The sequence below is a fragment of the Allosphingosinicella sp. genome (genome assembly GCF_046295735.1).
In the GTDB taxonomy this organism is placed as follows: Bacteria; Pseudomonadota; Alphaproteobacteria; order Sphingomonadales; family Sphingomonadaceae; genus Allosphingosinicella.
The window spans coordinates 67,452-91,608 of the sequence record NZ_JBKBMQ010000015.1 but is presented as its reverse complement, the minus strand read 5'-3'; the positions used below and the strand labels follow the sequence as shown (position 1 = coordinate 91,608).

The 24,157-nt window shown below is 69.4% G+C and carries 27 protein-coding genes; 9 read left to right on the top strand and 18 right to left on the bottom strand.

What is annotated here, in order from left to right; translation table 11 throughout:
* Window positions 1-270: 270 nt before the first annotated feature.
* Window positions 271-429, bottom strand: coding sequence for a hypothetical protein (locus ACK4K7_RS14075; protein ID WP_431866942.1), 159 nt, complete (start codon window positions 427-429; stop codon window positions 271-273).
* 182 nt (window positions 430-611) lie between these two features.
* Between ACK4K7_RS14075 and ACK4K7_RS14070 the strand changes: the two genes are divergently transcribed.
* Window positions 612-1,187 (top strand): demethoxyubiquinone hydroxylase family protein, encoded by a 576-nt coding sequence (locus ACK4K7_RS14070; protein WP_431866941.1) that lies wholly within the window; start codon window positions 612-614, stop codon window positions 1,185-1,187.
* Window positions 1,188-1,531: 344 nt separating this feature from the next.
* Here ACK4K7_RS14070 and ACK4K7_RS14065 read toward each other — a convergent pair whose 3' ends face one another.
* The 8 genes from ACK4K7_RS14065 to ACK4K7_RS14030 form a co-directional block, all read right to left on the bottom strand.
* Window positions 1,532-3,130: an AMP-binding protein gene (locus tag ACK4K7_RS14065; protein WP_431866939.1), complete on the bottom strand. Its 1,599-nt coding sequence runs from the start codon at window positions 3,128-3,130 to the stop codon at window positions 1,532-1,534.
* Window positions 3,127-3,540 (bottom strand): RidA family protein, encoded by a 414-nt coding sequence (locus ACK4K7_RS14060; RefSeq protein WP_431866937.1) that lies wholly within the window; start codon window positions 3,538-3,540, stop codon window positions 3,127-3,129. The genes ACK4K7_RS14065 and ACK4K7_RS14060 overlap by 4 nt, the downstream gene beginning before the upstream one ends.
* Window positions 3,537-4,697 carry an acyl-CoA dehydrogenase family protein gene (locus ACK4K7_RS14055; RefSeq protein WP_431866935.1) on the bottom strand — a complete coding sequence of 387 codons (1,161 nt, stop codon included), beginning with the start codon at window positions 4,695-4,697 and terminating at the stop codon, window positions 3,537-3,539. The genes ACK4K7_RS14060 and ACK4K7_RS14055 overlap by 4 nt, the downstream gene beginning before the upstream one ends.
* A gap of 42 nt (window positions 4,698-4,739) precedes the next feature.
* On the bottom strand, window positions 4,740-5,552 hold the full coding sequence (locus ACK4K7_RS14050) for an enoyl-CoA hydratase family protein (RefSeq protein WP_431866934.1): 813 nt from the start codon (window positions 5,550-5,552) through the stop codon (window positions 4,740-4,742).
* Window positions 5,542-6,039 (bottom strand): MarR family winged helix-turn-helix transcriptional regulator, encoded by a 498-nt coding sequence (locus tag ACK4K7_RS14045; protein ID WP_431866932.1) that lies wholly within the window; start codon window positions 6,037-6,039, stop codon window positions 5,542-5,544. Before ACK4K7_RS14045 ends, ACK4K7_RS14050 begins: the two co-directional genes overlap by 11 nt.
* Complete coding sequence (locus ACK4K7_RS14040) at window positions 6,036-6,794, bottom strand: SDR family NAD(P)-dependent oxidoreductase (RefSeq protein WP_431866930.1); 759 nt, start codon at window positions 6,792-6,794, stop codon at window positions 6,036-6,038. Before ACK4K7_RS14040 ends, ACK4K7_RS14045 begins: the two co-directional genes overlap by 4 nt.
* On the bottom strand, window positions 6,791-9,178 hold the full coding sequence (locus ACK4K7_RS14035) for a bifunctional salicylyl-CoA 5-hydroxylase/oxidoreductase (RefSeq protein ID WP_431866928.1): 2,388 nt from the start codon (window positions 9,176-9,178) through the stop codon (window positions 6,791-6,793). The genes ACK4K7_RS14040 and ACK4K7_RS14035 overlap by 4 nt, the downstream gene beginning before the upstream one ends.
* A 108-nt stretch (window positions 9,179-9,286) precedes the next feature.
* Window positions 9,287-9,697 carry a BLUF domain-containing protein gene (locus tag ACK4K7_RS14030; RefSeq protein WP_431866926.1) on the bottom strand — a complete coding sequence of 137 codons (411 nt, stop codon included), beginning with the start codon at window positions 9,695-9,697 and terminating at the stop codon, window positions 9,287-9,289.
* A gap of 119 nt (window positions 9,698-9,816) precedes the next feature.
* Between ACK4K7_RS14030 and ACK4K7_RS14025 the strand changes: the two genes are divergently transcribed.
* Window positions 9,817-10,074 carry a hypothetical protein gene (locus ACK4K7_RS14025; protein WP_431866925.1) on the top strand — a complete coding sequence of 86 codons (258 nt, stop codon included), beginning with the start codon at window positions 9,817-9,819 and terminating at the stop codon, window positions 10,072-10,074.
* A 4-nt stretch (window positions 10,075-10,078) separates the two neighbouring features.
* Here ACK4K7_RS14025 and ACK4K7_RS14020 read toward each other — a convergent pair whose 3' ends face one another.
* Window positions 10,079-10,441, bottom strand: a complete 363-nt coding sequence (locus tag ACK4K7_RS14020) for a hypothetical protein (protein ID WP_431866923.1) — start codon at window positions 10,439-10,441, stop codon at window positions 10,079-10,081.
* On the bottom strand, window positions 10,438-12,429 hold the full coding sequence (parE, locus tag ACK4K7_RS14015; protein WP_431866921.1) for a DNA topoisomerase IV subunit B: 1,992 nt from the start codon (window positions 12,427-12,429) through the stop codon (window positions 10,438-10,440). The genes ACK4K7_RS14020 and parE overlap by 4 nt, the downstream gene beginning before the upstream one ends.
* A 117-nt stretch (window positions 12,430-12,546) precedes the next feature.
* On the opposite strand from parE, the gene ACK4K7_RS14010 reads away from it, so the two are divergent.
* Both ACK4K7_RS14010 and ACK4K7_RS14005 read left to right on the top strand, forming a co-directional pair.
* The gene (locus ACK4K7_RS14010; RefSeq protein ID WP_431866920.1) at window positions 12,547-13,353 is read left to right on the top strand and encodes a DUF1206 domain-containing protein; all 807 of its coding nucleotides are present in this window, start codon (window positions 12,547-12,549) and stop codon (window positions 13,351-13,353) included.
* A 113-nt stretch (window positions 13,354-13,466) separates the two neighbouring features.
* Window positions 13,467-15,494, top strand: a complete 2,028-nt coding sequence (locus ACK4K7_RS14005; RefSeq protein ID WP_431866918.1) for an EAL domain-containing protein — start codon at window positions 13,467-13,469, stop codon at window positions 15,492-15,494.
* Between the two features lie 6 nt (window positions 15,495-15,500).
* On the opposite strand, the gene ACK4K7_RS14000 is transcribed toward ACK4K7_RS14005, so the two are convergent.
* Both ACK4K7_RS14000 and soxR read right to left on the bottom strand, forming a co-directional pair.
* Window positions 15,501-16,394 (bottom strand): isoaspartyl peptidase/L-asparaginase family protein, encoded by an 894-nt coding sequence (locus ACK4K7_RS14000; RefSeq protein WP_431866916.1) that lies wholly within the window; start codon window positions 16,392-16,394, stop codon window positions 15,501-15,503.
* A 75-nt stretch (window positions 16,395-16,469) separates the two neighbouring features.
* A complete protein-coding gene (soxR, locus tag ACK4K7_RS13995) occupies window positions 16,470-16,943 on the bottom strand; it encodes a redox-sensitive transcriptional activator SoxR (protein WP_431866915.1) in 474 nt (157 codons plus the stop codon).
* 97 nt (window positions 16,944-17,040) lie between these two features.
* Here soxR and ACK4K7_RS13990 point away from each other — a divergent pair, with 97 nt between their 5' ends.
* The gene (locus ACK4K7_RS13990; protein WP_431866913.1) at window positions 17,041-17,427 is read left to right on the top strand and encodes a VOC family protein; all 387 of its coding nucleotides are present in this window, start codon (window positions 17,041-17,043) and stop codon (window positions 17,425-17,427) included.
* A 13-nt stretch (window positions 17,428-17,440) separates the two neighbouring features.
* On the opposite strand, the gene ACK4K7_RS13985 is transcribed toward ACK4K7_RS13990, so the two are convergent.
* The 4 genes from ACK4K7_RS13985 to ACK4K7_RS13970 all read right to left on the bottom strand — a co-directional run bounded on the left by ACK4K7_RS13985 (window position 17,441) and on the right by ACK4K7_RS13970 (window position 20,585).
* Window positions 17,441-18,154, bottom strand: coding sequence for a hypothetical protein (locus ACK4K7_RS13985; RefSeq protein ID WP_431866912.1), 714 nt, complete (start codon window positions 18,152-18,154; stop codon window positions 17,441-17,443).
* Window positions 18,155-18,228: 74 nt separating this feature from the next.
* Complete coding sequence (locus ACK4K7_RS13980) at window positions 18,229-18,963, bottom strand: hypothetical protein (protein WP_431866910.1); 735 nt, start codon at window positions 18,961-18,963, stop codon at window positions 18,229-18,231.
* The gene (locus ACK4K7_RS13975; protein ID WP_431866949.1) at window positions 18,963-20,168 is read right to left on the bottom strand and encodes a toxic anion resistance protein; all 1,206 of its coding nucleotides are present in this window, start codon (window positions 20,166-20,168) and stop codon (window positions 18,963-18,965) included. The genes ACK4K7_RS13980 and ACK4K7_RS13975 overlap by 1 nt, the downstream gene beginning before the upstream one ends.
* A 99-nt stretch (window positions 20,169-20,267) precedes the next feature.
* Window positions 20,268-20,585 carry a hypothetical protein gene (locus tag ACK4K7_RS13970; RefSeq protein ID WP_431866908.1) on the bottom strand — a complete coding sequence of 106 codons (318 nt, stop codon included), beginning with the start codon at window positions 20,583-20,585 and terminating at the stop codon, window positions 20,268-20,270.
* 209 nt (window positions 20,586-20,794) lie between these two features.
* Between ACK4K7_RS13970 and ACK4K7_RS13965 the strand changes: the two genes are divergently transcribed.
* From ACK4K7_RS13965 to ACK4K7_RS13955, 3 genes are all read left to right on the top strand, one after another.
* On the top strand, window positions 20,795-21,118 hold the full coding sequence (locus ACK4K7_RS13965) for a glycine zipper 2TM domain-containing protein (RefSeq protein ID WP_431866907.1): 324 nt from the start codon (window positions 20,795-20,797) through the stop codon (window positions 21,116-21,118).
* Window positions 21,119-21,256: 138 nt separating this feature from the next.
* Window positions 21,257-21,757 carry a c-type cytochrome gene (locus ACK4K7_RS13960; protein WP_431866905.1) on the top strand — a complete coding sequence of 167 codons (501 nt, stop codon included), beginning with the start codon at window positions 21,257-21,259 and terminating at the stop codon, window positions 21,755-21,757.
* Window positions 21,754-22,404, top strand: a complete 651-nt coding sequence (locus ACK4K7_RS13955; RefSeq protein ID WP_431866903.1) for a cytochrome b/b6 domain-containing protein — start codon at window positions 21,754-21,756, stop codon at window positions 22,402-22,404. Before ACK4K7_RS13960 ends, ACK4K7_RS13955 begins: the two co-directional genes overlap by 4 nt.
* Here ACK4K7_RS13955 and ACK4K7_RS13950 read toward each other — a convergent pair.
* The gene (locus ACK4K7_RS13950) at window positions 22,392-23,339 is read right to left on the bottom strand and encodes a LysR family transcriptional regulator (protein WP_431866901.1); all 948 of its coding nucleotides are present in this window, start codon (window positions 23,337-23,339) and stop codon (window positions 22,392-22,394) included. The genes ACK4K7_RS13955 and ACK4K7_RS13950 overlap by 13 nt on opposite strands.
* An 80-nt stretch (window positions 23,340-23,419) precedes the next feature.
* On the opposite strand from ACK4K7_RS13950, the gene ACK4K7_RS13945 reads away from it, so the two are divergent.
* The gene (locus tag ACK4K7_RS13945; protein ID WP_431866899.1) at window positions 23,420-24,109 is read left to right on the top strand and encodes a glutathione S-transferase family protein; all 690 of its coding nucleotides are present in this window, start codon (window positions 23,420-23,422) and stop codon (window positions 24,107-24,109) included.
* The last annotated feature ends 48 nt before the right edge of the window (window positions 24,110-24,157 follow it).

The window sequence follows — 24,157 nt, the reverse complement described above, 5'->3', positions numbered from 1 at the left end:
CGGCCCGATCAATGCCCACTCGTCATCCGTAAGACCAATCCACTCGCCCAACGCCGCCTCCAAAAGGAAGCTTTGAATCAACCTGCGAGTCCCCCGTCAAGCTTTGTCCACGAAACCTACTCTCCCTCTCGCAAGCAAATCACCCTGTGCACGCGACGCGCACAGACTATCGTCGCGCCGCTACACCTATCACAACGCACCAACTCTGCGAAAGTCTATGCTGTTTCGCGCGACAGTATGCGACAGCCACAATATCCGAAATCTCGCCGCTCAGAAGGGGATCTTGTCGGTCCACAAGCCGATGATGCCGGCGACGACGGCCAGAAGGACGATGATGAGAAGCGCGCTCGTCAGGGAGAGGGGAGGACTTCCGAAGGAGTCGACCGCCACCATGAGCGGCCCGGCTACGAAGAGCGTCAGCAGAAACATCTGTAATCCCCGGCGCGGGCTGAAGCCCTCGTCCTTGCGGGGCAGCGCCTGGATCCGATTCGCGTGGCGCCGTCTCTTCACGGGCACGAAGCTGCATGAAAAGGAAAGCGCCGGCAAGCGATCGGCCGGCCGACAAGCCGCCGGCGTTGCGGACCTCCCGATGTCCGGCCATGGTGGAAAGCATGGCACTCGCGGCGCGGCTCAACCCTGGCGAAACGCTTGGAGACCGGGTGATGAAGGTCGATCACGCCGGCGAGCACGGGGCGGTTTGTATCTATCTCGCGCAGGCATGGTTCGCGCGGTGGCGCGCGCCCGACATGCTGCCGGAGCTCGGCCGGTTCCTCGAACATGAGCGGGGCCATCGCGCGATCTTCGCCGCCGAGTTGGCGCGGCGCGGGCAGCGGCGATGCCGAAGCTATTTCTGGTGCGGCCTGGGCGGCTTCGTGCTGGGCGGCCTCACCGGTCTGGCCGGACGGCAGGCGATCGCGGCGACGACGGTGGCGATCGAACGCACGGTCCTGCGGCACATGCGCGAACAGGTGCGCGCGCTGACCGGCGTCGACGATGCCGCCGTGACCGCGCTGCGGCGAATCATCGCCGAGGAGCAGGAGCATCACGATCTGTCGGAGGCCCGGCTCCGGCCGGGCGGCTTGTGGCCGAAGATCGTCGACCCGATCGTCGGCGCATCCACGCACGCCGTGATCTGGCTGGGCATGCGGCTGAGATCGTCGAAAGGCGCCAGGATCAGGGCCCGATGACCGGCGCGGCCCTGCTTCGGCGCAGCGGCAACTTCTGTTCAGGGAAAGGTTTCGAACCCGAACGTCACCCGCGGCTTCGCCACCCTCGCAACCGGGCGTGATTCAGCCGCGCCGAAAAAAGGGCTTTCCTACAGGGCAACCTATCTGGTTCAATAATCCTCATGTGGATGAACCAGTCTTCGGAGTCGCGGGCGTCCTCGCTCAGTGGCCGCGCGTCGGTTCGCACCCGGGAGGAAGGCCGCGGCGGGTTCCCGTTGATCGCTCCTCTCGATCAAAAGTCCGCCATTGATCGACGGGATTTTTCCCGCACGCCGAACCTTCCTGAACTTCGGCTCTTCGCCGCCTCATTCCGCCGTGCGCAGGGCGTAGCGCTGGAGCTTGCCGGTGGCGGTCTTGGGGAGGGCGGCGACGAAGGCGATCGCGCGGGGGTATTTGTAGGGGGCGATGGTCGCCTTGACATGGGCCTGGAGCGTCTCGGCGAGCGCGTCCGACGGTTCGTGGCCCGGGGCGGGGACGATGAAGGCCATCACCTTCTGCCCGCGCTCGGGGCAGGGCACGCCCACCACCGCGCATTCCCCCACGGCCGGATGGCCGTAGAGCGCGTTCTCCACCTCCGGCGCGGCGATGTTGTAGCCGGCCGACACGATCATGTCGTCGGAGCGCGCCACGTACCAGAAATAGCCGTCCCCGTCCCGGCGGTAGGTGTCGCCGGTGACGTTCCAGCCATGCTCGACATAGTCGGCCTGGCGCGGATCGTCGAAATAGCGGCAGCCGGTCGGCCCCTTGACGGCGAGGCGGCCGGTGCCGGTCGCGAGCGGCCGGCCGTCCTCGCCGAGCACCGTCGCCTGATAGCCCGGCACCGCCTTGCCGGTCGCGCCGGGGCGGATGTCGTCGCCGCTCGCGGAGATGAAGATGTGCATCATCTCGGTCGCGCCGATGCCGTCGACGATGCGCAGGCCCGTCGCCTCCGCCCAGGCGTGCCAGGTCGCCGCCGGCAGATGCTCCCCCGCCGACACGCAGGTCCGCAGCGACGAGATGTCCGCCCCGCCCAGCAGCCCCAGCATCGCCTTGTAGGCGGTGGGCGCGGTGGCGAGCGTTGTGACGCGGTGGCGCGCGATCGCGTCCAGCAGCGGCCCGGGGCCGGGCGTCTCCAGCGTCACCGCGGTGCCGCCGAAGCGCCAGGGGAAGATCAGCAGCTGCCCGAGGCCGAAGGTAAAGGCGATCGGCGCCGAACAGGCCCAGCGGTCGCCCGGCCGCGGATCGAGCAGGTGGCGCGCGAAGGCGTCCGCGCAGGCCAGCACGTCGCGGTGGAAATGGACGCAGCCCTTGGGCTTGCCGGTGGTGCCCGAGGTGAAGGCGATGAGCGCCACGTCGTCGCGGTGGGTCGCCGCCGCGGGAAAACCCGGCGCGGTCCGCTCCAGCCGCCGCTCCAGCGCCCCACCGCCGAGATCGCCGTGATAGGTGAGCAGGGAGCGCACCGTGCCCGCCTGCGCCGCGCCGGGATGGTAGTCCTCCAGGCAGCGGTCGTCGACGATGGCGTGGCTCACCTCGGCCCGCGCGAGAATGGTCGCGATCTCGCCCGCGCGCAGCACCGGCATGGTGGTGACGAGAATCCCGCCCGCCTTCAGCACGCCGAGCCAGCAGGCGAACAGCATCGCGCCGTTGGGGCCGCGCAGGAAGACGCGGTTGCCGGGCTCCAGTCCCTCCTCCTCCACCAGCAGCCGGGCGATCCGGTCGGAAAGGTCGGCCATCGCGCCATAGGTCCAGCGGCCGTTATCGTTCAGCACGGCGAGCGCGTCGGGATCGCCCGTGTCGATCAAGTCAACCGCCGCGTTCAGCCGTTCGGGATAAAGCAGCTCCGGCAGGTCGAAGCGGAAGTCCGGCTGCGCCCCGGGCGGCGGCAGGCGGTCGCGGACGAAGCTGTCGGTGTGGGCGCTGGTCATGCGGCCTCTCCTTCGGGGATGACGGCAATGGTCTCGATCTCGATCCGCGCCTCCGGCTCGACCAGGGCCGAGACGCCGACCACCGCCATCGCCGGGAAGTTCCGGCCGATCAGCGCGCGGTACGACGCGCCGATGGCGGGAAGGCTTGCGCGATATTCGGCGACGTCCGTCACGTACCAGGTCATGCGGGCGATATGTTCGGGGCCGGCGCCGGCCTCGGCTAGGACGGCGAGGGTGTTGCGCAGCACCTGCTCGAACTGGCCGGCCAGGTCTTGCGCGACGAAGCGCTCCTCGGCGTCCCAGCCGACGATCCCGCCGGTGAGGACGATCGTGCCGCTGGCGGCGATGCCGTTGGCATATCCCTTCGGCCGGGGCCAGCCGGGGGGGAGGAGGGTGCGGTGGACGGTCATCGGCGATAGCCTTCCAGATGGGCGCGGGCGATCACCACCTTCTGCACCTCGCTCGCGCCTTCGTAGATGCGCAGCGCCCGGATCTCGCGGTACAGGCTCTCGACGATGCAGCCATGGGTGACGCCGAGGCCGCCGAACATCTGCACCGCCTTGTCGATGACGCTCTGCGCGCTGTCGGTGGCGTGGAGCTTGGCGAGCGCCGCTTCCCGGCTGTTGCGCTGCCCGCGCACGTCGCGCAGCCAGGCGGCGCGGTAGACGAGGAGGGCGGAAGTCTCGACGTCCAGCACCATCTCGGCCAGCTTCGACTGGGTGATGGCGTTGTCGGCGAGCGTGCCGGAGCCGAGCTTGCGCGCCAGCGCGCGCCGCGTCGCCTCGTCCAGCGCACGGCGGGCGAAGCCGAGCGCCGCCGCGCCCACCGTGGTGCGGAACACGTCGAGCGTCGCCATCGCCTGCGCGAAGCCGCGCCCCGCCTCGCCGATCAGCGCCTCGCCGGGCAGCGCCATGTCGGTGAAGCGCAAGGTGGCGAGCGGATGCGGCGCGATCACGCGGATCCGCTCCGCGATCTCGAGGCCCGCCGCATCGGCCTCGACCAGGAAGGCGGAAATGCCCTTCGCTCCCGGCGCCTCGCCGGTGCGGGCGAACAGCACGTAATAATCGGCGATGCCGCCGTTCGAGATATAGGTCTTGGCGCCGTTCACCCGCCATCCCGCGCCGTCGCGGACGGCGGACGTCTCCATATTGGCCACGTCCGATCCGGAGCCTGGATCGGTGAGGGCGAAGGCGGCGATCTTCTCGCCCGCCGCGACGGCGGGGAGGAAGGCGCGCTTCTGCGCCTCGCTGCCGAACAGGCTGATCGTGCCCGATCCGAGCCCCTGCATCGCGAAGGCGAAGTCGGCGAGGCCGCTGTGCCGCGCCAGCGTCTCCCGGATCAGCGCCAGGCTGCGCACGTCGAGCCGCTCGTGCACCCCGCCATAGGCCGCCGGCACGCAGTAGCGCAGCCAGCCCCCTTGCCCGAGCGTCGCCACCAGCGCCCGGCATGCGGCGTCGACATCGTCGCCATGATAATCGCCAAGCTCCGCCGCGCACCAGGCCTCCAGCCGCTCGGCCAACGCGCGATGCGACCCGTCGAAGAACGGCCAGTCGAGGAAGTCCGTCATCCGTCCCTCCCTGCAAGGGAGGGGGCGGGGGTGGGTGAGCGCTCAATCACCTTGGAACTCCGGCGCTTTCCTGCCCGCGGCGAATGCCTCGAAGGCGCGGCGGAAGTCGTTGGTGGCCATGCAGATCGCCTGGGCCTGGGCTTCCATCTCGATCGCGGTCTCGAGGCTCACATTCCATTCGGTATTGAGCTGCGTCTTGGTGATGCCGTGGGCGAAGGTCGGGCCGCTCGCGAGCGTGCGGGCGAGCGCCCGGGCCTCGTCGAGCAGCGCCTCGGGCGCGACCAGGCGGTTGTGGAAGCCCCAGCGTTCGCCTTCCTCCGCGCTCATCACCCGGCCGGTGAACAGCAATTCGCTCGCCCGGCCTTGGCCGATGATGCGCGGCAGGATCGCGCAGGCGCCCATGTCGCATCCGGCGAGGCCGACGCGGGTGAACAGGAAGGCCGTCTTGGTCGCCGGCGTCGCGAGCCTCAGGTCGGACGCCATCGCCATGATTGCGCCGGCGCCGACGCACACCCCGTCGAGCGCCGCGACGATCGGCTGCGGGCAGCCGCGCATCGCCTTCACCAGGTCGCCGGTCATGCGGGTGAACTTCAAAAGGTCCGGCATCGCCATGCGGGTGAGCGGGCCGATGATCTCGTGCACGTCGCCGCCGCTCGAGAAATTGCCGCCCGCGCCCGCCACCACCACCGCCTTCACCTCGGGCGCGTAGACGAGCGCCCGGAAGGTGTCGCGCAGCTCGGCATAGGATTCGAACGTCAGCGGGTTCTTCCGCTCGGGGCGGTTCAGGGTGACGGTCGCCACCCCCTCGACGAAGGCCCACTGGAAATGGGAGGGCGCGAAAGTGTCAGGTGTCACGGGATGTTCCTTGCGCGATGGAAACCTTGAGCGCGCCGAGCGCGGCGTAGAGGCGGTCCCGCTCGTCGGCGGGCAAGCCGGCGAACAAGGCGTCGATCCAGCAGGTGTGCCGTTCGGCGAGCGCCGCGAACTCGCGCGCGCCGGCGGGGGTCAGGCGGACGATCGAGGAGCGCCGGTCGGCGGGATCGGTCTCGATCGCGACCAGCCCGTCCTCGCCGAGCTTGCGCACCAGGCCGGTGACGTTGCCGTTGGAGACGAGCAGCGCGCGCGACAGGGCCCCCATGGTGAGCCCGTCCGGCGCGCGCTCCAGAGCGGCGAGGACGTCGAAGCGGGGGAGGGTGGCGCCGCGCGCGGCGAGCCGGCGCTGCACGTCCTTCTCGATCGCCATGGTACAGGAGAGGAGGCGCAGCCACAGCCGCACGCTCGACCCTTCGGCCGGCCCGCCCTCATGCTTCTCGCGGATGATGGAGGGGAGGGCGGCGCTCACATCACCTCTCCGCCCGCGACCGCGATCGCCTGGCCGGTGAGGGCGCGGCTTTCGGGCAGGCACAGCCACAGGACGGCGCCGGCCACCTCCGCCGGATCGACCAGCCGCGCCTGCGGGCTGAACCGCGCGAGCTCGGCGCGGGCCTCCGCCTCGCCGCGCCCCGTTTTGGCGCGGATGCGCTCGATCGCCTCGGCCGCCATGTCGGTGTCGGTAAAGCCCGGGCAGACGGCGTTCACCGTCACCTCGCTGCGCGCCAGCTCCATCGCCAGCGCCCTCGTGAAGCCGATCGCGCCATGCTTCGCCGCGCAATAAGGCACCGTATAGGCATAGCCCTTGAGCCCCGCCGTGGAGGCGACGGTGACGATGCGACCGCGCGGCGCCGCCAGCAGATCGGGCAAGGCGGCCTGACTGGTGTGGAGCAGGGCATCGAGATTGACCGCCATCGCCCGCCGCCAGGCGTCGGCGGAGACCTTGGCGAAGGGCGCGCTTTCCGCCGCGCCCGCATTGTTGACGAGGATGGCGATCGGCCCGTTGGCCTCGCGGGCCTCGGCGAAGGCGCGGTCGACCTGCGCGCGATCGGTGACGTCGGCGGCGGCCGCGGCGGCGACCAGTTCGCGCGCGACGGCGTCCAGCCTCTCCCGCCGCCGCCCGACCAGCGTCAGCTTCGCGCCTTCGGCCGCCAGCGCCCGCGCGATCGCCGCGCCGATGCCGGTGCCGCCGCCGGTCACCACCGCATGCTGGCCGGCCAGTCTCATGCCTTCAGCATCTCCTGCTCGCGCTGGAGGTTGCGGGCGAGCTGCGCCTGGCCGCCGAGATATGGCGGCGGCACCCATTGCGCGCGATGGCCCTGCGCCGCCGCGGCGCGCAGCGTCCACATCGGATCGACGAGGTGCGGCCGGGCGAGCGCGACGAGGTCGGCGCGCCCGGCGGCGAGGATCGAGTTCACATGATCGGGCTCGTAGATGTTGCCCACCGCCATGGTGGTGAGCCGGCCCTGGTTGCGGATCTGGTCGGCGAACGGCGTCTGGAACATGCGGCCGTAGACCGGCCTGCAATCGGCCCAGGTCTGCCCGGCCGACACGTCGATCAGGTCGGCGCCGGCCTCGTGGAAGGCGCGGCCGATCTCGACCGCCTCGTCCGGCGTGACGCCCGCGTCGCCCATCCAGTCGTTGGCCGAGATGCGCACCGACATCGGCCGTTCCGCCGGCCACACGGCCCGCATCGCGCGGAACACCTCCAGCGGGAAGCGCAGGCGGTTCTCCAGGCTGCCGCCATAGGCGTCGGTCCGCTTGTTGGTGAGCGGCGTGATGAAGCTCGACAGCAAATAGCCGTGCGCCGCGTGCAGCTCGACCATGTCGAAGCCGCAGTCGATCGCGCGGCGGGTGGCGGCGACGAAGGCGTCGCGCACATCGTCCATATCCTCCCGGGTCATCGGCCGCGGCACCTGGTTATCGGCGCTCCACGGCACGTCGGACGCGGCCATGACCGGCCAGTTCCCGCTGTCCAGCGGCACGTCATAGCCTTCCCAGCCGACGCGGGTGGAGCCCTTGGGCCCCGAATGGCCGAGCTGCAGGCAGATCCGGGCGGGCGTGTTCCCATGGACGAATTCGACGATCCGGCGCCACGCCTCGACATGTTCGGGCGCGTAGAGTCCGGGGCAGCCGGGGGTGATCCGCCCTTCGGCCGAGACGCAGGTCATCTCGGTATAGACGAGCCCCGCGCCGCCCTGCGCGCGGGTGCCGTAATGGACGAGGTGGAAGTCGGTGGGGCGGCCGTCCACCGCCGAATAGGTCGCCATCGGCGAGACGACGACGCGGTTCTCGACCGTCATGCCGCGCAGCCGGAACGGCGCGAACATCGGCGGCGCGGGGGGGTGATTGTCGCCCGCTCCGTCATTGCGAGCGGAGCGAAGCAATCCAGCCTCGGGCCTTTGGATTGCTTCGTCGCCTTCGGCTCCTCGCAAAGACGAGAGAGAGGAGCGGGCCCTGGACTGGAACCAGCGCTCCACGCCTTCCAGCCAGTTCCTGTCCCGCAGGCGCAGATTCTCGTGGCTCACCCGCTGCGACCGGGTGAGGAGGGAATAAGCGAACTGGATCGGCTCGAAATGGAGATAGCGGTCCAGCGTCTCGAACCATTCGGTCGAATTGCGGGCGCTGTTCTGGAGCTTCAGCACCTCGAGGTTGCGCTCCTCCTGATATTCGACGAGCGCGTCTTCGCGCGACAGGCCGGGCCGGTTCAGCACCTCCGCGAGCTTGATCGCGTCCTCGAGCGCGAGCTTGGTGCCGGACCCGATGGAGAAGTGCGCGGTGTGGGCGGCGTCGCCGAGCAGGATCAGATTCCTGTACGACCATCTGCCGCAGACGATCCGGCGGAAGTTCAGCCAGGCCTGCGGGCCGGGCAGGTGGCGGGCGTTGGACATGAGGCCGTGGCCGTCCAGATAGGCGGCGAAGATGCGCTCGCAGGCGGCGATCGCCTCGGGCTGGTCCATTTCGTCGAAGCCGAGCCCGGCCCAGGTCTCCGGGTCCATTTCGACGATGAAGGTCGAAAGCCCCTCGCCGAAGCGGTAGGCGTGCGCCCAGACCCAGCCGGCCTCGGTCTCCTCGAAGGCGAAGGTGAAGGCGTCGAACACCTTCTCGGTCCCGAACCAGAAGAATTTGTTGCGCCGCACCTGGATGTCGACGTCGAAATGCGGCGCGTAGGCGGTGCGGATGCGGCTGTTCGCGCCGTCGGCGGCGATGACGAGGTCGTAATCGGCCCAGGCGTCGAGATCGGGGTCGGCCTCATGCTCGAAATGGAGGTGGACGCCGAGCGCGCGCGCCCGCTCCTGGAGAATGGCCAGCAGCCGCTTGCGCCCGATGCCGATGAAGCCGTGGCCGGAGGAGCGCACGCATTCGCCATGGATATGGACGTCGATATCGTCCCAATGCGCGAATTCGTCGCGGATGACGGCCCCGGATACAGGGTCGTTCGCCATCAGGTTTTCGACCGTCTGGTCGGAAAAGACCACGCCCCAGCCGAACGTGTCGTCGGCCCGGTTGCGTTCGAACACATGGACGTCGTGCCCCGGCTCGCGCAGCTTCATGGAGATGGCGAAGTAAAGGCCGGCGGGGCCGCCGCCCAGGCACGCGATCCGCATCATCCTCTCCGATATTTTAGTGTTAAACTAACTTCCCCGCCGCGCCCGTCAAGGCAGGACTGGTCGGGGAGAAGGCCGGGAGAGGTCGGCCCGCCGGGTCGCGCCGCGCCGTCAGGCCGCGCGGGCGTGGAGTTCGGCGAAGCCGTTGAATTCGGCGTGGAGGCCCTTGTCGAAGATCGGGGAGGTGAGTTCGGCCACGATCTGCCGGAGGTCGGCGCCGTCGATCGGCTGTCCACCCTGTTCGTAGCCCATCGCCCATTCGCCGAAGCTTCGGCCCGCGACGCTGCGGCAGGACAGGACGACCGGCGCATAGTGGCGGGGATCGGCGCGGATGCGGTCGAAGGTCGCGGAGACGGCCGTGCTCGGCCCCTCCAGCGCCTGCAGGAATCGCCGGCCGCCGGCCACCAGCAGGCCGGTGACGCCGACCTTCTGGTTGTTGCGCCGGGAAACGGCGAGGATATCCTGAAGCATCGCGTCGGTCGGACGCTCGCGGGCGGTGCTGATATAGACGAGCTGAAGCATGACAGGGACTGGGTAGAATCCCTGTTCTCAAGATTTGGTGAACAACGATCATGCCCGCTTCGGCTGCAACCCGGCGGCGTCGGCGCCGTTGTCGCTGTCGATCAGTTGGAGAAAAGGACATGCCGGTATCAAGCAGCAGCGCGGTCGAGCGGATCGCCCGCGTCATCGCGGGGCGGATCCTCAGCATCAACGCGGACGGGGACGATCCGTCGGCGGGCGACCGGGTGGATGCCGCCTGGCGCGACCATCGCGACGACGCCCTGTCGGTGCTCAGGACGCTGCGGGAACCCGACTCGGCGATGGCGGCGGCGGGCGACGTCGACGTCTGGGAGCGCATGGTCGAGGCGGCCCTCGCCGGGGCGGAGCAGAGCGCCTGAACCGTCAGGGCAGCCAGCCGTCCCGGAGCAGCGCCCGAAGCGCGTAGAGCGCCGGGCCGGCGAGCAGCAGCCCCAACGCCACGTCGAAGGCGCGGATCGGCGCCAGCCGGCTGCCGCGCGCGCCGTTGCGGGCGAAGTCCATCGCGGTGATCCACAGGATCGAGACGCCGCACAGCGCCGCCACGGCCGCCGCGGCCACGAAGGGGAGGTGCAGCGCGTCCGGCCAATAGCCGTGGCCCACCCAGAGCAGCGCCATCGCAGCCGCCGCCAGAGCGCCGATGCCGCTGGCGCGGGCGATCGTCCACCATTGGCGGAGCGTCCGTGGCGGCGCCTTGCGGCGGCGGGCGGCGCGGCGGCGGCGGGTCACGCGTCGATCGCTTCCTCGTCGAGCTCGGCGGCGTGGTTCTGGATGAAGTGGAAGCGATGCTCGGGGTTGCGGCCCATCAGCCGGTCGACGAGGTCGCGCACCGCCGAGCGCTCCTCATATTCGGACGGCAGCGTGATCCGCAGCAGCGAGCGGGTGCGGGGGTCCATGGTGGTTTCCCGCAACTGCCCCGGATTCATCTCGCCGAGGCCCTTGAAGCGGCCGATCTCCACCTTCTTCCCCTTGAACAGGGTCGATTCCAGGGCCGCGCGGTGCGCCTCGTCGCGGGCATAAGCGACGGTCCCGCCGCTCGCCAGGCGGTAGAGCGGCGGCTGGGCCAGATAGAGGTGACCGCGCTTCACCAGCTCGGGCATCTCCTGGAAGAAGAAGGTCATCAGCAAGGTGGCGATATGGGCGCCGTCAACGTCGGCGTCGGTCATGATCACCACCCGCTCGTAGCGCAGGTCCGCCGGGTTGCAGCGGTCGCGCGTGCCGCAGCCCAGCGCCTGGACGAGATCGGCGATCTCCTGGTTGGCGCGGATCTTGTCGGCGGTGGCGGACGCGACGTTCAGGATCTTGCCGCGGATCGGCAGGATCGCCTGCGTCTTGCGGTCGCGCGCCTGCTTGGCCGATCCGCCGGCGCTGTCGCCTTCCACGATGAACAATTCAGTCCCTTCGGGATCGTCGTTGGCGCAGTCGGTGAGCTTGCCCGGCAGGCGCAGCTTGCGCGACGAGGTGGCGGTCTTGCGCTTCACCTCGCGTTCGGCCTTGCGCCGCAGCCGCTCGTCCATCCGGTCGAGCACGAAGCCGAGCAGCGCCCGCCCGCGCTCCATATGGTCGGCGAGGAAATGGTCGAAATGGTCGCGGATCGCGGCCTCGACCAGCCGGGCCGCGTCGGGCGAGGTCAGCCGGTCCTTGGTCTGGCTCTGGAACTGCGGATCGCGGATGAAGACGGACAGCATGATCTCCGCCCCCGCCACCACGTCGTCGGCCTGGATGTCCTTCGCCTTCTTCTGGCCGACGAGGTCGCCGAAGGCGCGCAGCCCGCGGGTCAACGCCTGGCGGATGCCCTGCTCGTGGGTGCCGCCGTCGGGCGTCGGGATGGTGTTGCAATAATAAGAGGAGCCGCCCTCGCTCCACAGCGGCCAGGCGACCGCCCATTCGACCGATCCCTGGCCGTCGGGAAAGTCCTGCCGGCCGGTGAAGAATTCGGCGGTGGCGCATTCGCGCGCGCCGACCTGCTCGCGCAGATGGTCGGCGAGGCCGCCGGGAAATTGGAACGCCGCCTCGGCCGGGATCTCGTCGGAAACGAGCGATGGGTCGCAGCGCCAGCGAATCTCCACCCCGGCGAAGAGATAGGCCTTGGACCGGGCGAGCCGATAGAGCCGGGCCGGCTTGAACCGCGCCTCGGCGCCGAAGATGTCCGGATCGGGCGTGAAGGAGAGGGTGGTGCCGCGGCGATTGGGCGCGGCGCCGATCTTCTGCAGCGGCCCCTGCGGCAGGCCGCGGGTGAAGAGCTGGCGGTAGAGCTCGCGGTTGCGCGCCACCTCGACCACCGTCTCGGTCGACAGCGCGTTCACCACCGACACGCCGACGCCGTGGAGTCCTCCCGACGTGGCATAGGCCTTGTCGGAGAATTTGCCGCCCGAATGGAGCGTCGTCAGGATCACCTCGAGCGCCGACTTGCCGGGATATTTGGGATGCTCGTCGATCGGGATACCGCGGCCGTTGTCGGTGACGGTGAGCCGCCCCGGCGTGCCGGGCGCGGGCTCCAGCGCCACTTCGATGCGGGTGGCGTGGCCGGCCACCGCCTCGTCCATCGAATTGTCGAGCACTTCGGCAGCGAGATGGTGGAGCGCCCGTTCGTCGGTTCCCCCGATATACATGCCCGGCCGCCGCCGCACGGGCTCGAGACCTTCGAGCACCTCGATCGAATGGGCGTCATAGTCGGTGGGGGTGCGCGAAGCGGAAGCGAACAGATCGTCGGACATGCCGGCGGTATAGGGGTGCGGGGGAGAGGGGGGCAAGCGGCGCGTCCCTGACGAGACGACGGCAGGTGAGGGAACCTGGAAGAGGCAGAGGCGTCGAAGGCGCGGAAAGGAGAGGCCGTGGAGGTTCGGCGCAGGTTCGAGACGCTCGCCCGCTGGGGCCATGCCGCGCGCGGCGCCGTCTATCTGCTGGTCGCGTGGCTGGCGGTGCGCGCCGCCTTGTTCAACCAGGATCCGGGCGACAACCAGACCGCGCTCGCCTTCGTCGCCGACGGCACGACCGGCCGGGCGATGCTGGCGGCGATTGCGGTGGGTCTTGCCGCCTTCGGCCTGTGGCGCGGCCTCGACGGCCTGTTCAACCCGCAAGGGGAGGGCCGCAAGGCGCTCGCCCGCCGCGCCGCGCGGATCGCGAGCGGCGCGGCGCATCTGTCGCTCGCCTTCGCGGCGGCGAGGCTCGCGCTCTCCGGCGGCTCCGGCGGGGACGCGGGCGCGCGGCCGCAGGATGAAAGCGCGCGCGACTGGACGGGCTTCCTGCTGCAGCATCCGCTCGGCGAAGTCGCGGTGATGCTCGCCGGGCTGATCGTCCTCGCGGTCGGCGCGGCGCAGTGGGTGAAGGCCTGGCGCTGCGGCTTCATGCGCGATCTGGGCGCCGACGCGCCGCCCGCATGGTGGCTGAAACCCGCCGGGCGGGCCGGCTATGCGGCGCGCGGCGTGGTGTTCGCGATGATCGGCCTGTTCCTCATCCTCGCCGGCTGGGAGCGCGATCCTTCGGAAGCCGGCGGCATGGGGCAGGCGCTGACGACGCTGCAGGCTCAGCCGAGCGGACCCTATCTGCTCGGCGCGGTCGCCGTCGGCCTCGCCATGTTCGGCCTGTTCAGCATGGTCCAGGCCAAATGCCGGGTCGTTCGCTCGCCGACGCTCGCCTGATCCGCAGCGCGCGTCGGGCGTGCGTGAATAGCCCGTGTTAACCTCTCGCACTTAAGACGGGCGGCGGAGGTTCAAACAGGGCGCTTCCGGCGCCCGGGGTTCGGGAATATCGCGTGGGTCTGCTGTCGTCGTCCAAGCTGATGGGCCTCAGGGCTTCGGAGCCGCGCCAGCCGGCGCCCGCTCCGGAGACGGACCGATTCGTCTCCTCGCTGGAACAGACCGGAAAGGCCTGGTTCTGGGAGGTCGATCGGGACGGCTATCTCACCTACCTCACCGAGTCGGTCGCGGCGCGCGCCGGGATGAGCGGAGAGGCGATCCGCCGCCACCGGCTGGCGGAGCTGGTGCGCGACTGCTGGACGAGCGAGGACGATTGCATCGGCACCGAGCGCAGCCTCAGCTTCCACCTCTCGCGCAGCCAGCCCTTCACCGACCTCAACGTCCGGTCAGCGGCCGATCCGGACCTCATCTGGTCGCTGACGGGAAGGCCGATCCTGTCCGAAAGCGGCGAGCTGCTCGGCTATCGCGGCATCGGTTCGGACCTGTCCGACAAGATCCGGGCCGAGGCCGAGCTGCGCCGCGCCGCCCGCTACGATTCGCTGACCGACCTGCCCAACCGGGCCACGATCCTCAAACATCTCGAGGAGACGCTGCTCGTCTCGCGCCGCAGCCGCTGCGCGCTGATGATCGTCGACCTCGACCGCTTCAAGGACGTGAACGACAGCCACGGCCATCTGGTCGGCGACGAGCTGCTGCGGCAGGTCGCCGAGCGGCTGCGCCAGATCGTCGGCACGAAGGGCAAGCTCGGCCGGCTGGGCGGCGACGAGTTCGAAGTGGTGATGCCGGGCGGATCGAGGGAAGAGGATGTCCGCGAGCTCGCCGCCAGCTGCATCAAATATGTCTCCATCCCCTACAAAGTGGGGGACCGGACCCTCTCGGTCGGCGCGTCGATCGGCATCGCCTTCTCTGCCGAGGAGGACGATGCGGAGAGCCTGTTCCGCAAGGCCGACCTCGCTCTCTACGCCGCCAAGGCGCGGCGCGGGGTCGCCAGCCTGTTCGAGCCGCACATGGAAATCGCCGCGGTCAACCGCCAGGCGCTGGAGCACGAACTGAGGACGGCGCTGGGCGAGGGCGGCCTGTCGCTCTGGTTCCAGCCGGTGGTCTCCGGCACGTCCGAGACTTTGGTCGGGTTCGAGGCGCTGGTGCGCTGGGAGCATCCGGTCCAAGGCTTCATCTCGCCCGAAACCTTCATCGGCGTCGCCGAGGAATCCGGGCTCATCATGCAGCTCGGCGAGTGGGTGCTACGGGCCGCCTGCCACGAAGCGGCGCGCTGGCCCGATCATCTGTTCGTCGCGGTCAACGTGTCGCCGACGCAGTTCACCGACAGCGACTTCACCCGCATCCTGCTCCAGGCGCTGGCCGACGCGCAGTTCCCGGCGGCGCGGCTGGAGCTCGAAGTGACCGAAGCCGTCTTCCTGTCGAACAATCCCAATGTCGACCGGACGTTCGAAGCGCTGAAGCGGATCGGCGTCCGGCTGGTGCTGGACGATTTCGGGACCGGCTATTCCAGCCTCGCTTATCTGAGCCGCGCGCCGTTCGACAAGCTGAAGATCGACCGCTCCTTCGTGCGCGGCGCCTGCCTTCCCGGCTCCAAGGACCTGCCGATCCTCGAATCGATCGTCGGTCTCGCCCACCGGCTGGAGCTCGAGATCACCGCCGAGGGCGCAGAGACTCATCAGGATCTGGAGCTGATCCGGCGGCTCGAATGCACCTATGTGCAGGGCTTCATCTTCGGCAAGGCGGCGGGAGCCGAGGAGACCCGCGAGCTGGCGCTGGCGTCGGCGCCGGTGGATGCGGGCGGCTTCACCTTCAGCCGCGCCCAGCGCCACCGCCTGATCCGCAGGCTCTCCGTCTTCGTCGGCGGGCGGCGGCTCACCGGTCTGGTGCGCAACGTTTCGGCGACGGGCGCGCTGATCGAGCTCGACCAGGAACTGAGCGCCGGCCTCGTCGTCAAGATCGAGCTGCCCGGCTACGAGATACTGGAGGCGGAGGTGCGCTGGGTGCGCGGCAAGCGGGCGGGCGTCCGGTTCGTCAGTGAATTCGATCTGGGCGGCATCCTCACCCGCAACGAAAAGCTCGCCTGAGGGCGCTCAGGCTTCCTCCGTCTTGCGGAGGAAGGCGCGGGGCGCCGCCATGTCGCTGGTGACCAGCGCCACCACGAAATGCGGGCTGTTGTGCGCCCAGCCGACCTGGCCGTCCTTGCGGATGCCGATGCCGCCGCCATCCGCGCCGGCTCCGCCCGTGCCCGGCAGCTTCGCGACCGCTTTGGCGATCGCCTGCTCCATGTCAACGCCGTCGTCCAGCGATGCCATCACCCGCGACGCGAGCGCGAGGCGCGCGATCGTCTCGCCGTCGCCTGAGAAGGAGACGGCGCCGACATGGTTGTCGGCGTAGAGGCCCCCGCCGGGGAGCGGGCTGTCGCCGATCCGGCCGACCTTCTGGCCGCTGATCCCGCCGGTGGACGTGCCCGCCGCCATGTTCCCGCCTTGGTCCAGCGCGACCGCGCCGACCGTGTCGTGCGCGCCTTCCAGCAGGGACTGTTTCTCGGCCGCGGCCCGCAGTTCCTCCTCTCCCGCGAGCGGGAGACCGTTGTCCCGCGCGAACTTCAGCGCGCCGTCGCCGACCAGCAACACTTCCTTCTCTTCCATCAGCCGGCGCGCGACTCCGATCGGGTTGCGCACCCGGCGGATCGCGCCGACGGCGCCCGCGGAAAGGTCGCGCCCGTCCATCAGGCCCGCGCACATCTCGATATCGCCCTGCTCGTTCACCATGGACCCGCGGCCGGCGTTGAAGGCGGGAAGATCCTCGAGGACGCGGATCGATGCCTCGACGGCGTCGAGCGCGCTTCCTCCGCGCTCCAGGATCTCGCGCCCGGCGGCGAGCGCCTGCAGCACGCCCGCGCGGTTCGCCTCTTCCTCGGCCGGCTCCATCTCCTTGGCGCCGCCATGGACGATCAGCGCCCAGACATCCGTCCCGTCCTGCATAAGCTCCTGCGCCCGATGACATATAAGGGTCGCGAGCAAACGCGGGCCGGCGCGTCGAAGCTCCGCGCCATCGCATTAATCTGGGGCAAGCTCCTCGCTCGCGGGTCGGTCGCCCAGAAGGTAGCGAGGACCGGGTCCGGCGGCGCCCGCACGGTCCCCGGGATTGTACAGCTGGCAGCGCTCCAGCGACAGGCAGCCGCAGCCGATGCAGCCGTCCAGCAGATCGCGGGTTCGCTCCAGCATCGCGATCCGCGCGTCCAGCGTGCCGCGCAGCCGCCGGCTGATCGCCTGCCAATCCTCCTGCGTCGGCGCGCGGCCGAGCGGCAGCTGCGCCAGCTCCGCTTCGATCGCCGCGAGGCTGAGGCCGAGCCGCTGCGCGACCATCGCGAAGGACAGGCGGCGGACATCGGATCTGAGGAACCGGCGCTGATTGCCGGCCGTGCGATGCGGCTGGATGAGGCCGCGTTCCTCGTAGAAGCGGATGGCGGACACCGAGAGGCCGGTGCGGCGGGCGAGCTCTCCGATCGACAAAGTGGCGGATCCGGGCACGCCTTCTTCTCCTGGAATTCCATGCTTGACCTCAACTTAGCTTGAGGTCCTACGACTCGCAATCCGGAGCGCCCTGCGCACGATCCAGGAGAGCATCATGGCCGTTTCCCGCATCGAACATGTCAACCTCACCGTCCGCGCGCCCGAGCGTTCGGCGAAGCTTATGGTGTCCATCTTCGGCTGGTCCGTCCGCTGGCAGGGCCCCGCCATGAACGGGGGGCGCACCATCCATGTCGGCAGTGAAGCGCAATATCTCGCTTTCTACACGGCCCCCGACAGGACCTATGACGACGAAGACTTCCGCAAGGGTCATCCGCTCAACCATGTCGCGGTGGAGGTCGACGATCTCGACGACGTGGAGGCCAAAGTGGTGGCGGCGGGGCTCACGCCCTTTTCGCATGGCGATTACGAGCCCGGTCGCCGCTTCTACTTCCTCGATCCGGACGGGATCGAGTTCGAGGTGGTGAGCTACTCGCGGCGATGAGGCGGCGCGTTCCTCACTCCCGCCGCAGCCGCTCGGGCTCGCGGTAACGGGTTTCGAGGAAGCGGTTCTGGACCTCGAAGCTGTGGAGGTGGGCGGCGCTCGCTTCGCGGCACAGGCGGACGAGCTCCTCGTCGCAGGTGCCGAGGCCTTCCACCAGCCGTACGAGCAGCTCGGGCTCGGCTTCCCTGACCGATTCCGGCAGGTTGGCGTAGGAGTCGATCAGCCGGGGGAGATGATCGGCGACCAGGCGGCGAATGTCCCAGGCGACGGTGCCGTTCGGCTCCAGCCCCTCGACATGGGGATGAAGGTCGCCGAGCCGCTGGAAGATGCGGTCGATCGCCGGCAGCGCTTCGATCGCGATCGTCTTGCGCTGCTCGAGCAGCCAGTCCTCGGCGTCGAGCAGCATCTCGGCCAGTTCCTCGCGCGAGATCCTCCCGCCGCCCGAGGGCCGGATCGGCCAGAACAAGGCGGCCCCGCCCGCAAGCACGGCGGCCGCACCGGCGGCGGCGAGGCCGGCCGCGCCCATCTGCAGGATCAGCGCGCCGGCGCCCGCGACTCCCGCGCCCGAAACGCCCGCCGCGGCCGTCGCCCGCTTCAGCCGCCGCGCCGCGGCGCGGTTGCGCCGCTGGCGCCGCCGCTCCTCGGCCGCGCTCACCGCCTTCGGCTTGATGTTCCGGCGCAGGAACTCCTCGGTCTTGCGGAACACATGATTGAGATCGAACGGCACGGTCGCTCCTCGGGCCTCCTGGAGCGAACATAAGCAATGCCGGGGCCGGCTCCTAGTCCGGATGCCGCCTGCGTCTACCGCGTGGTGCCGCCGAAGCCGGGATCGTCCTTGTAGCGGGTTTCGAGGAAGCGGCCCTGGGTGTGGAGGGCGTCGACATCTTCCTTCACCAGCTTCGCGCCGAGATCCTTCAGCGCCTCGTGCGCGGCGTCCAGGCCGGCGATCAGCCGCTCGTCGACCGACAGGCCCTCGCCGTCGCGTTCGTTGCGGAGCTGGGCCGGGACGCGCTCGTAGCGTTCGATCAGCTCGGGAAGATGGCGGCCCATCAGCCGGCGCGCATCCTGGGCGAGCGGGTCGAGCGGGTCGAGTTCGCCGAGCCGGCTTTCGAGCAAAGGCAGCTGGCGCCCGATCGCGTCTGCGCGGACGGCGGCGGGGGCGGGGAGGGCGTGGCGCTGGTTGTGGAGCAACGCGTCCAGCCGCCTCACCACCGCCTGGTTCGGCATGTCGTCGCGGAACGGCGCCACCTTGCGCGGCCGCTCCCCCGGCCAGACGGCGAAGAAGAGGATGGCGAGGATCGCCAGCGCCATGACCACGAACAGGCCGCCGATGCCGATCGGGTTGATGATCCCGATGATGATCGTGCCGACGATCAGGGCGGCGAGCGCCATGCCGATATTCGTGATCCGCCTGGCCAGCGCCGCCGTGCCGCGACGGGGCCTCCGGCGGGGCGCTCCCTCCGCCCGGCGCTCGTCGCGCAGGACGAAGGCCTCCAGCCGGCGGCTATGTTCGACGATGTCGTCGTCGAAGCTCATCAGCCCTCCAGCGCGGTCAGCGGCGAGGCTTCGGACGTCAGCCGGTTCTGCTCGACGCCTTCGGCGCGGGCGATATAGCCGCGGCTCTTCTCGACCTCGTTGGACAGCGTGTCGACCGTCTGCTTCATGCTGTCCAGCGCCTGGAGCTTGAAGGTGTCGATCGAGTCCATCGTGTCGTAGATGTTCTGGAAGGCGCGCTGCAGCGTCTCCAGAGGAATGGTCGCGGACGCGGCCTGCTTGTGGATCTCGCCGGTCTGGTGCTTCAGCATGTGGCCGGTGGAGTCGATCACGTTGGCGGTGGTGGTGTTGAGCGCGGTGATCTGATCGAGCACCAGCTTCTGGTTGGTGAGCGCCTGCGCCACCGTCACCGCAGTGCGCAGCGCCGAGACGGTGGTGGTCGAGGCGCGGTCGACGCCCTTCACCAGCTCGACATTGTTCTTCTTGACGAGATCGAGCGCCAGATAGCCCTGCACCGTCACCGCCATCTGCGTCAGCAGATCGGTCGTGCGCTGGCGGGTGTAGAAGAGCGCGGTCTCGCGGATCGCCTTGGCCTTCGCCGGATCGGCCGCGTCGAGATCGTTCGCCTTTTCCTCCAGCTTGGCGTCCATCACCTTGGAAATGTGGATCATCTGCTCGAGCTTGCCCATCGTCTTCCACAGATTGGCGCGCTCGACGTCGATCGCCGCATTGTCCATCAGCAGCTCGTCCTTGCCGGACGCGAGCCGGGCGAGGATCGCCGAGATGTGGCTTTGGGCCGACTGATATTGCTGGAAATAGCCGCGCAGCTTGTTGCCGAACGGGATGATGCCGAACAGCCGGCGCGGCGCGAGCAGATTGCCCTTGCGGCCGGGATCGAGCTCTTCGACCGTCTGGCGGAGCTGGGTGAGATCGGCGCCGATGCCGGTGTCGCTGTCGATCGCCTTGACCGGGCGGTCGAGGAAGCGGTTGGAATGGCCGGCGGCCTCCGCGATCTCCTTGCGGCCCATCGAGGTGAGCTGATCGATCTTCTTGCCGAATTCCGGGCTGTTGGCGTCGACCGAGACCAGGTCGGAGATGAAGGCGTCGACCTTTTCCTCGAGCTGGCTCTTCTGCTCGTCGCGCAGCGGCACGAGGCCGGCGGCTTCGGCGGGCGCGATCGTGTTGAGCGGCTCCGGCGGATCGAGCTTCAGCTTGGTCTCGGTCGCGGTCTGCGTCTGGGTCGCCATCTCTTCCCCCATATGGTTCGGGAAAGAGATTGGTGCGTCCGGGGCTCCGGCGCAAGAGAGAAAGCGTATTATTTCCCTAACGCACCGGAGCGGATCGGCTCAATAGGTCGGGCTGACCGGAAGCTTGCGGCCCGCATCGGCCCGGCCGGCCATATAGGCGGCGCAGTTCGAACGGAGCGACGCGCCTTCGGAGCGCGACAGCGCATAGGCCCGGCTCAAGGTCGCGATGAAGGCGGCCGGATCGGGCTGGCCGGCGGCGGCGTTGCAGATGGTCGACACCGACGCGATGTCGAGCGACCGGCGGCCGGCCGGCTCCTGCAGCGCTTCGGCCCGGGCCTGCAGGTCCAGCGACGCGCGGTCGATGTCGGGCAGCACCTGGGCGGCGCTGGCGGCGAGAGCGATCAGAATGGCGTTCATGTTGATTTCCCCTTTAACCCCGCCCGTATGACTACGGTGAAAGGGTAAAGAGGCGGTTAACCATGACGCGCGCCCGGGAGCCGCGGCGTTAACCCTGATGAACCTCCCCTAACGGTTCGATTCAGAATGGGCTCAGCCGAATCGGCCTAGTGGGAGCTCAGCCGCCGCGTTGGTGTATTGGCGGCGACGAGTTTTCGATGGAGCACATCATGCGTAAGGTTCTTCTCGCCGCCACCGCCGCGGCTCTCACGGTTCCGGCTCTTCCGACCGCCGCTTTCGCTCACGACCGCTATGCCGCGTCCTACAACGACCGCGGCTATTATCAGGGCCCGACCTGGCGCGGGCGCGACGGCCGCACCTATTGCCGCCGTTCGGACGGGACGACCGGCCTTATCGTCGGCGGCGCCGCGGGCGCGCTGATCGGCCGGGCGATCGACACCCAGGGCGAGCGGACCACCGGCACCATCCTGGGCGCCGCGGCCGGCGCGCTGCTGGGCCGCGAAGTGCAGCGCAGCCGCGCCCGCTGCCGCTAAGGATAACGGTCCGGCGGCGTATCGGCCGGACGGTTTGCGAGGAGCGCCCCGGCGGTTGAGCCGGGGCGCTTTTCGTTTGGGCGCTTGTCATCTCGCCCGGCATGCGACACTCTTCCCGGGAAAAAGGGAGAGCGCCGCATGAAGCATCTTCTCGGGGCCGCCACGGTCCTGTCGCTGGTCCTCGTCGCCGCCTGCGGACAGCAAGGCGGCGACAACGCGTCGGACACCCAGCCGAACGTCGCCGTGAATGCCGCCGCGCAGGAGTCGATCCGCGCCCGCCAGACTCATTACAAGCAGATCGGCGCGGCGATGAAAGGCATCAACGATCAGCTGAAGAGCGGCGCGCCCGACGTCGCGGCGATCCAGGGCCATGCCGCCCGCATCGCCGAATATGCCCCCCAGATCGAAGGCTGGTTCCCGCAAGGGTCGGGCTCCGAGGCCGGGCTGAAGACACGCGCGGCGGCCGAGATCTGGTCCGATCCCGACGGTTTCCGGGAGGCGGCGCAGCTGTTCGTCGCCCGCGCCGAAAGCTTCAACCGGGTGGCGCAGGAGGGAAGCCTGGACGCCATCCGCGCCGCGCTGCCCCAGCTCGGCGACAGCTGCAAGACCTGCCACGACCGGTTCCGGGGTCCTGAATGAACAAGCCGGGCCAGATCCCGGTCTGGGACTGGCCGGTGCGCATCTTCCATTGGCTGATCGTGCTGCACGTGCCGATCCTGTGGTGGACGGCCGAGAACGACCTGATGGAGCAGCATCGCGCCGCGGGCTATGTGGTGCTCGGCCTGGTCCTGTTCCGCCTGATCTGGGGCTTCGTCGGCAGCTCGACCGCACGCTTTTCCGGCTTCGTCAAAGGGCCGCGCGCCATCCTGTCGTACCTTAAGGGAAAGGCGCCCGATGCGCTCGGCCACAGTCCGCTCGGCGGCTGGAGCGTGCTGGCGATGCTCGCCCTGCTCGCGCTGCAGGTGACGCTCGGTCTGTTCGCGATCGACGTGGACGGAATGGAGGCGGGTCCGCTGTCCACCTATGTCAGCTTCGACGCCGCCCGCGCCGCCGCCGATTGGCATGGCGACATGTTCGACATTCTGCTGGTGCTGATCGGCCTGCACATCGCCGCGATCCTGTTCTACGCGGTCGCGCGCCGGACCAATCTGGTCAGGCCGATGCTGAGCGGGCGGACCGCCGCGCGGCCGGGAGTAGCGCCGATGCGGCACGTGCCCGCGTGGCGCTTTTTCGCCTCGGCCGGGGCCGCGGCGGCCGCGGCGGCCGGGATCGCCTATCTCGCCTGAACCTTCAGCGTCGGCGCCGGGGCGGGGGCGGTGCCCGCCATTCGATGGCGCAGCGCGCCCATCCGGGCGGCGACGAATTCGTTGAAGGCGCGGATATGGGGCACGTCCTTCAGATCGGCGCGGGTGATCAGCATCACCTCGCCGCTGAACTCCTCGGGCGGATCGAAGCAGCGGACGAGCTCCGGATCCCCGTCGCCGAGCAGGCAGGGCAGGGGGCCGATGCCGAGCCCCGCCCGCACGCCGACGATCTGGTTGGTGAGGCTGTTGCTGCGGCTGACCATCGTCGCGCCCGGTAGCGCGTCGATCGCCCGCATCGCCGGCGCGAGGGCGAGCCGTCCCTCGCCGCCGAGCAAAGAGTGGCCGGCGAGTTCGTCGAACGAGGCGGGCACGCCGCGCCGCTCGGCATAAGCGTGGCTGCAATAGAAGCTCCAGCCGGCGGTGCCGAGCGAACGGATCACCAAGCCCGCCTCGGTCGGCCGCACGCCGGCGCGGATGGCGACGTCGGCTTCGCCGCGCATCAGATCGAAGTGCCGGTCCTCGATGATCAGCTGGATCGCGACCGCGGGATAGAGCTCGCCGAGCTCGACCAGCGCCGGGGTCAGGAAGAAGTTGGCGAGCGGCTCGTTGGTGGTGACGCGGATCGTGCCGGCGATGCTGCGGCTGTGTTGCAAGGCGAGCCGGGCGATCGTCTCCGCCTCCTGCTCCACCTTCTGCGCCCAAGGCAGCAGCTCGCGCCCGATCGAGGTGAGACGGTAGCCGGACTGCAGCTTTTCGAACAGGCAGACGCCGAGCGCCTTTTCAAGCGCGGCGACGCGCCGGGCGACCGTCGTCTGGTTCATCGCGAGGTCGTGCGCGGCGGCAAGCGTGCTGCCCTGCCGCGCCACGGCCACGAAGACCCGGAGATCGCCCCAGTCGTACACCCCCGTATTCTGCACATATGCAGAATGAAACTGCAATAGCGTCGATTGCGGGCGAAATGGCCGCCGACTAGAGGCGCCGGCGAAGGAGATCGAAGGTGCAGCTTTTCTACCATCCCGCGTCGACCACCTGCCGGCCGATCATGCTATTCGCGGCCGACCACGGCCTCGCCATCGATTATGTCGAGGTCGACCTGTGGACCGGCGCGCATCAGCGGCCGGATTTCGCGTCGCTCAACCCCAACAAGGCGGTGCCCGTTCTGGTGGACGGCGACTTCATCCTCACCGAATGCTCGGCCATTCTCAAATATCTGGCCGATCTGGTCGACAGCGCCGCTTATCCCAGGGATCTGCGCCAGCGCGCGCGGGTGAACGCGGCAATGGACTGGTTCAACACCAATTTCTGCCACGAATTCGGCCACGCCTTCGTCTATCCGCAGGTCCTGCCGAACCACGCGCTCGCCGATTCCGCCGCCAACGAACTCCTGGTCGCGTTCGGCCGCGCCCATGCCGAGGAGCGGTTCGCGGTGCTCGACCGGCAGATCCGCGCCAACGGTGGCGATTACCTGCTCGGCCGCGACATCAGCCTCGCCGATTATCTGGGCGCGGCCTATTGCGTGCTGGGCGAACTGGTCGGCTTCGACTTCGCGCCCTGGCCGAATGTGGCGCGCTGGCTCCGCACGATGCGCGAGGGGCGCCACTGGGACGAGGTCCATGCCGCCTTCTACGGCTGGCGCAGCGCCACGCGCGCCGAGATGGTGCCGGAGCTGATCGCCATCCCGGCCTGACCTTCCCACCCCCCAAAGTCTCTTCAACCGCAACAACGGCCGTTCCGG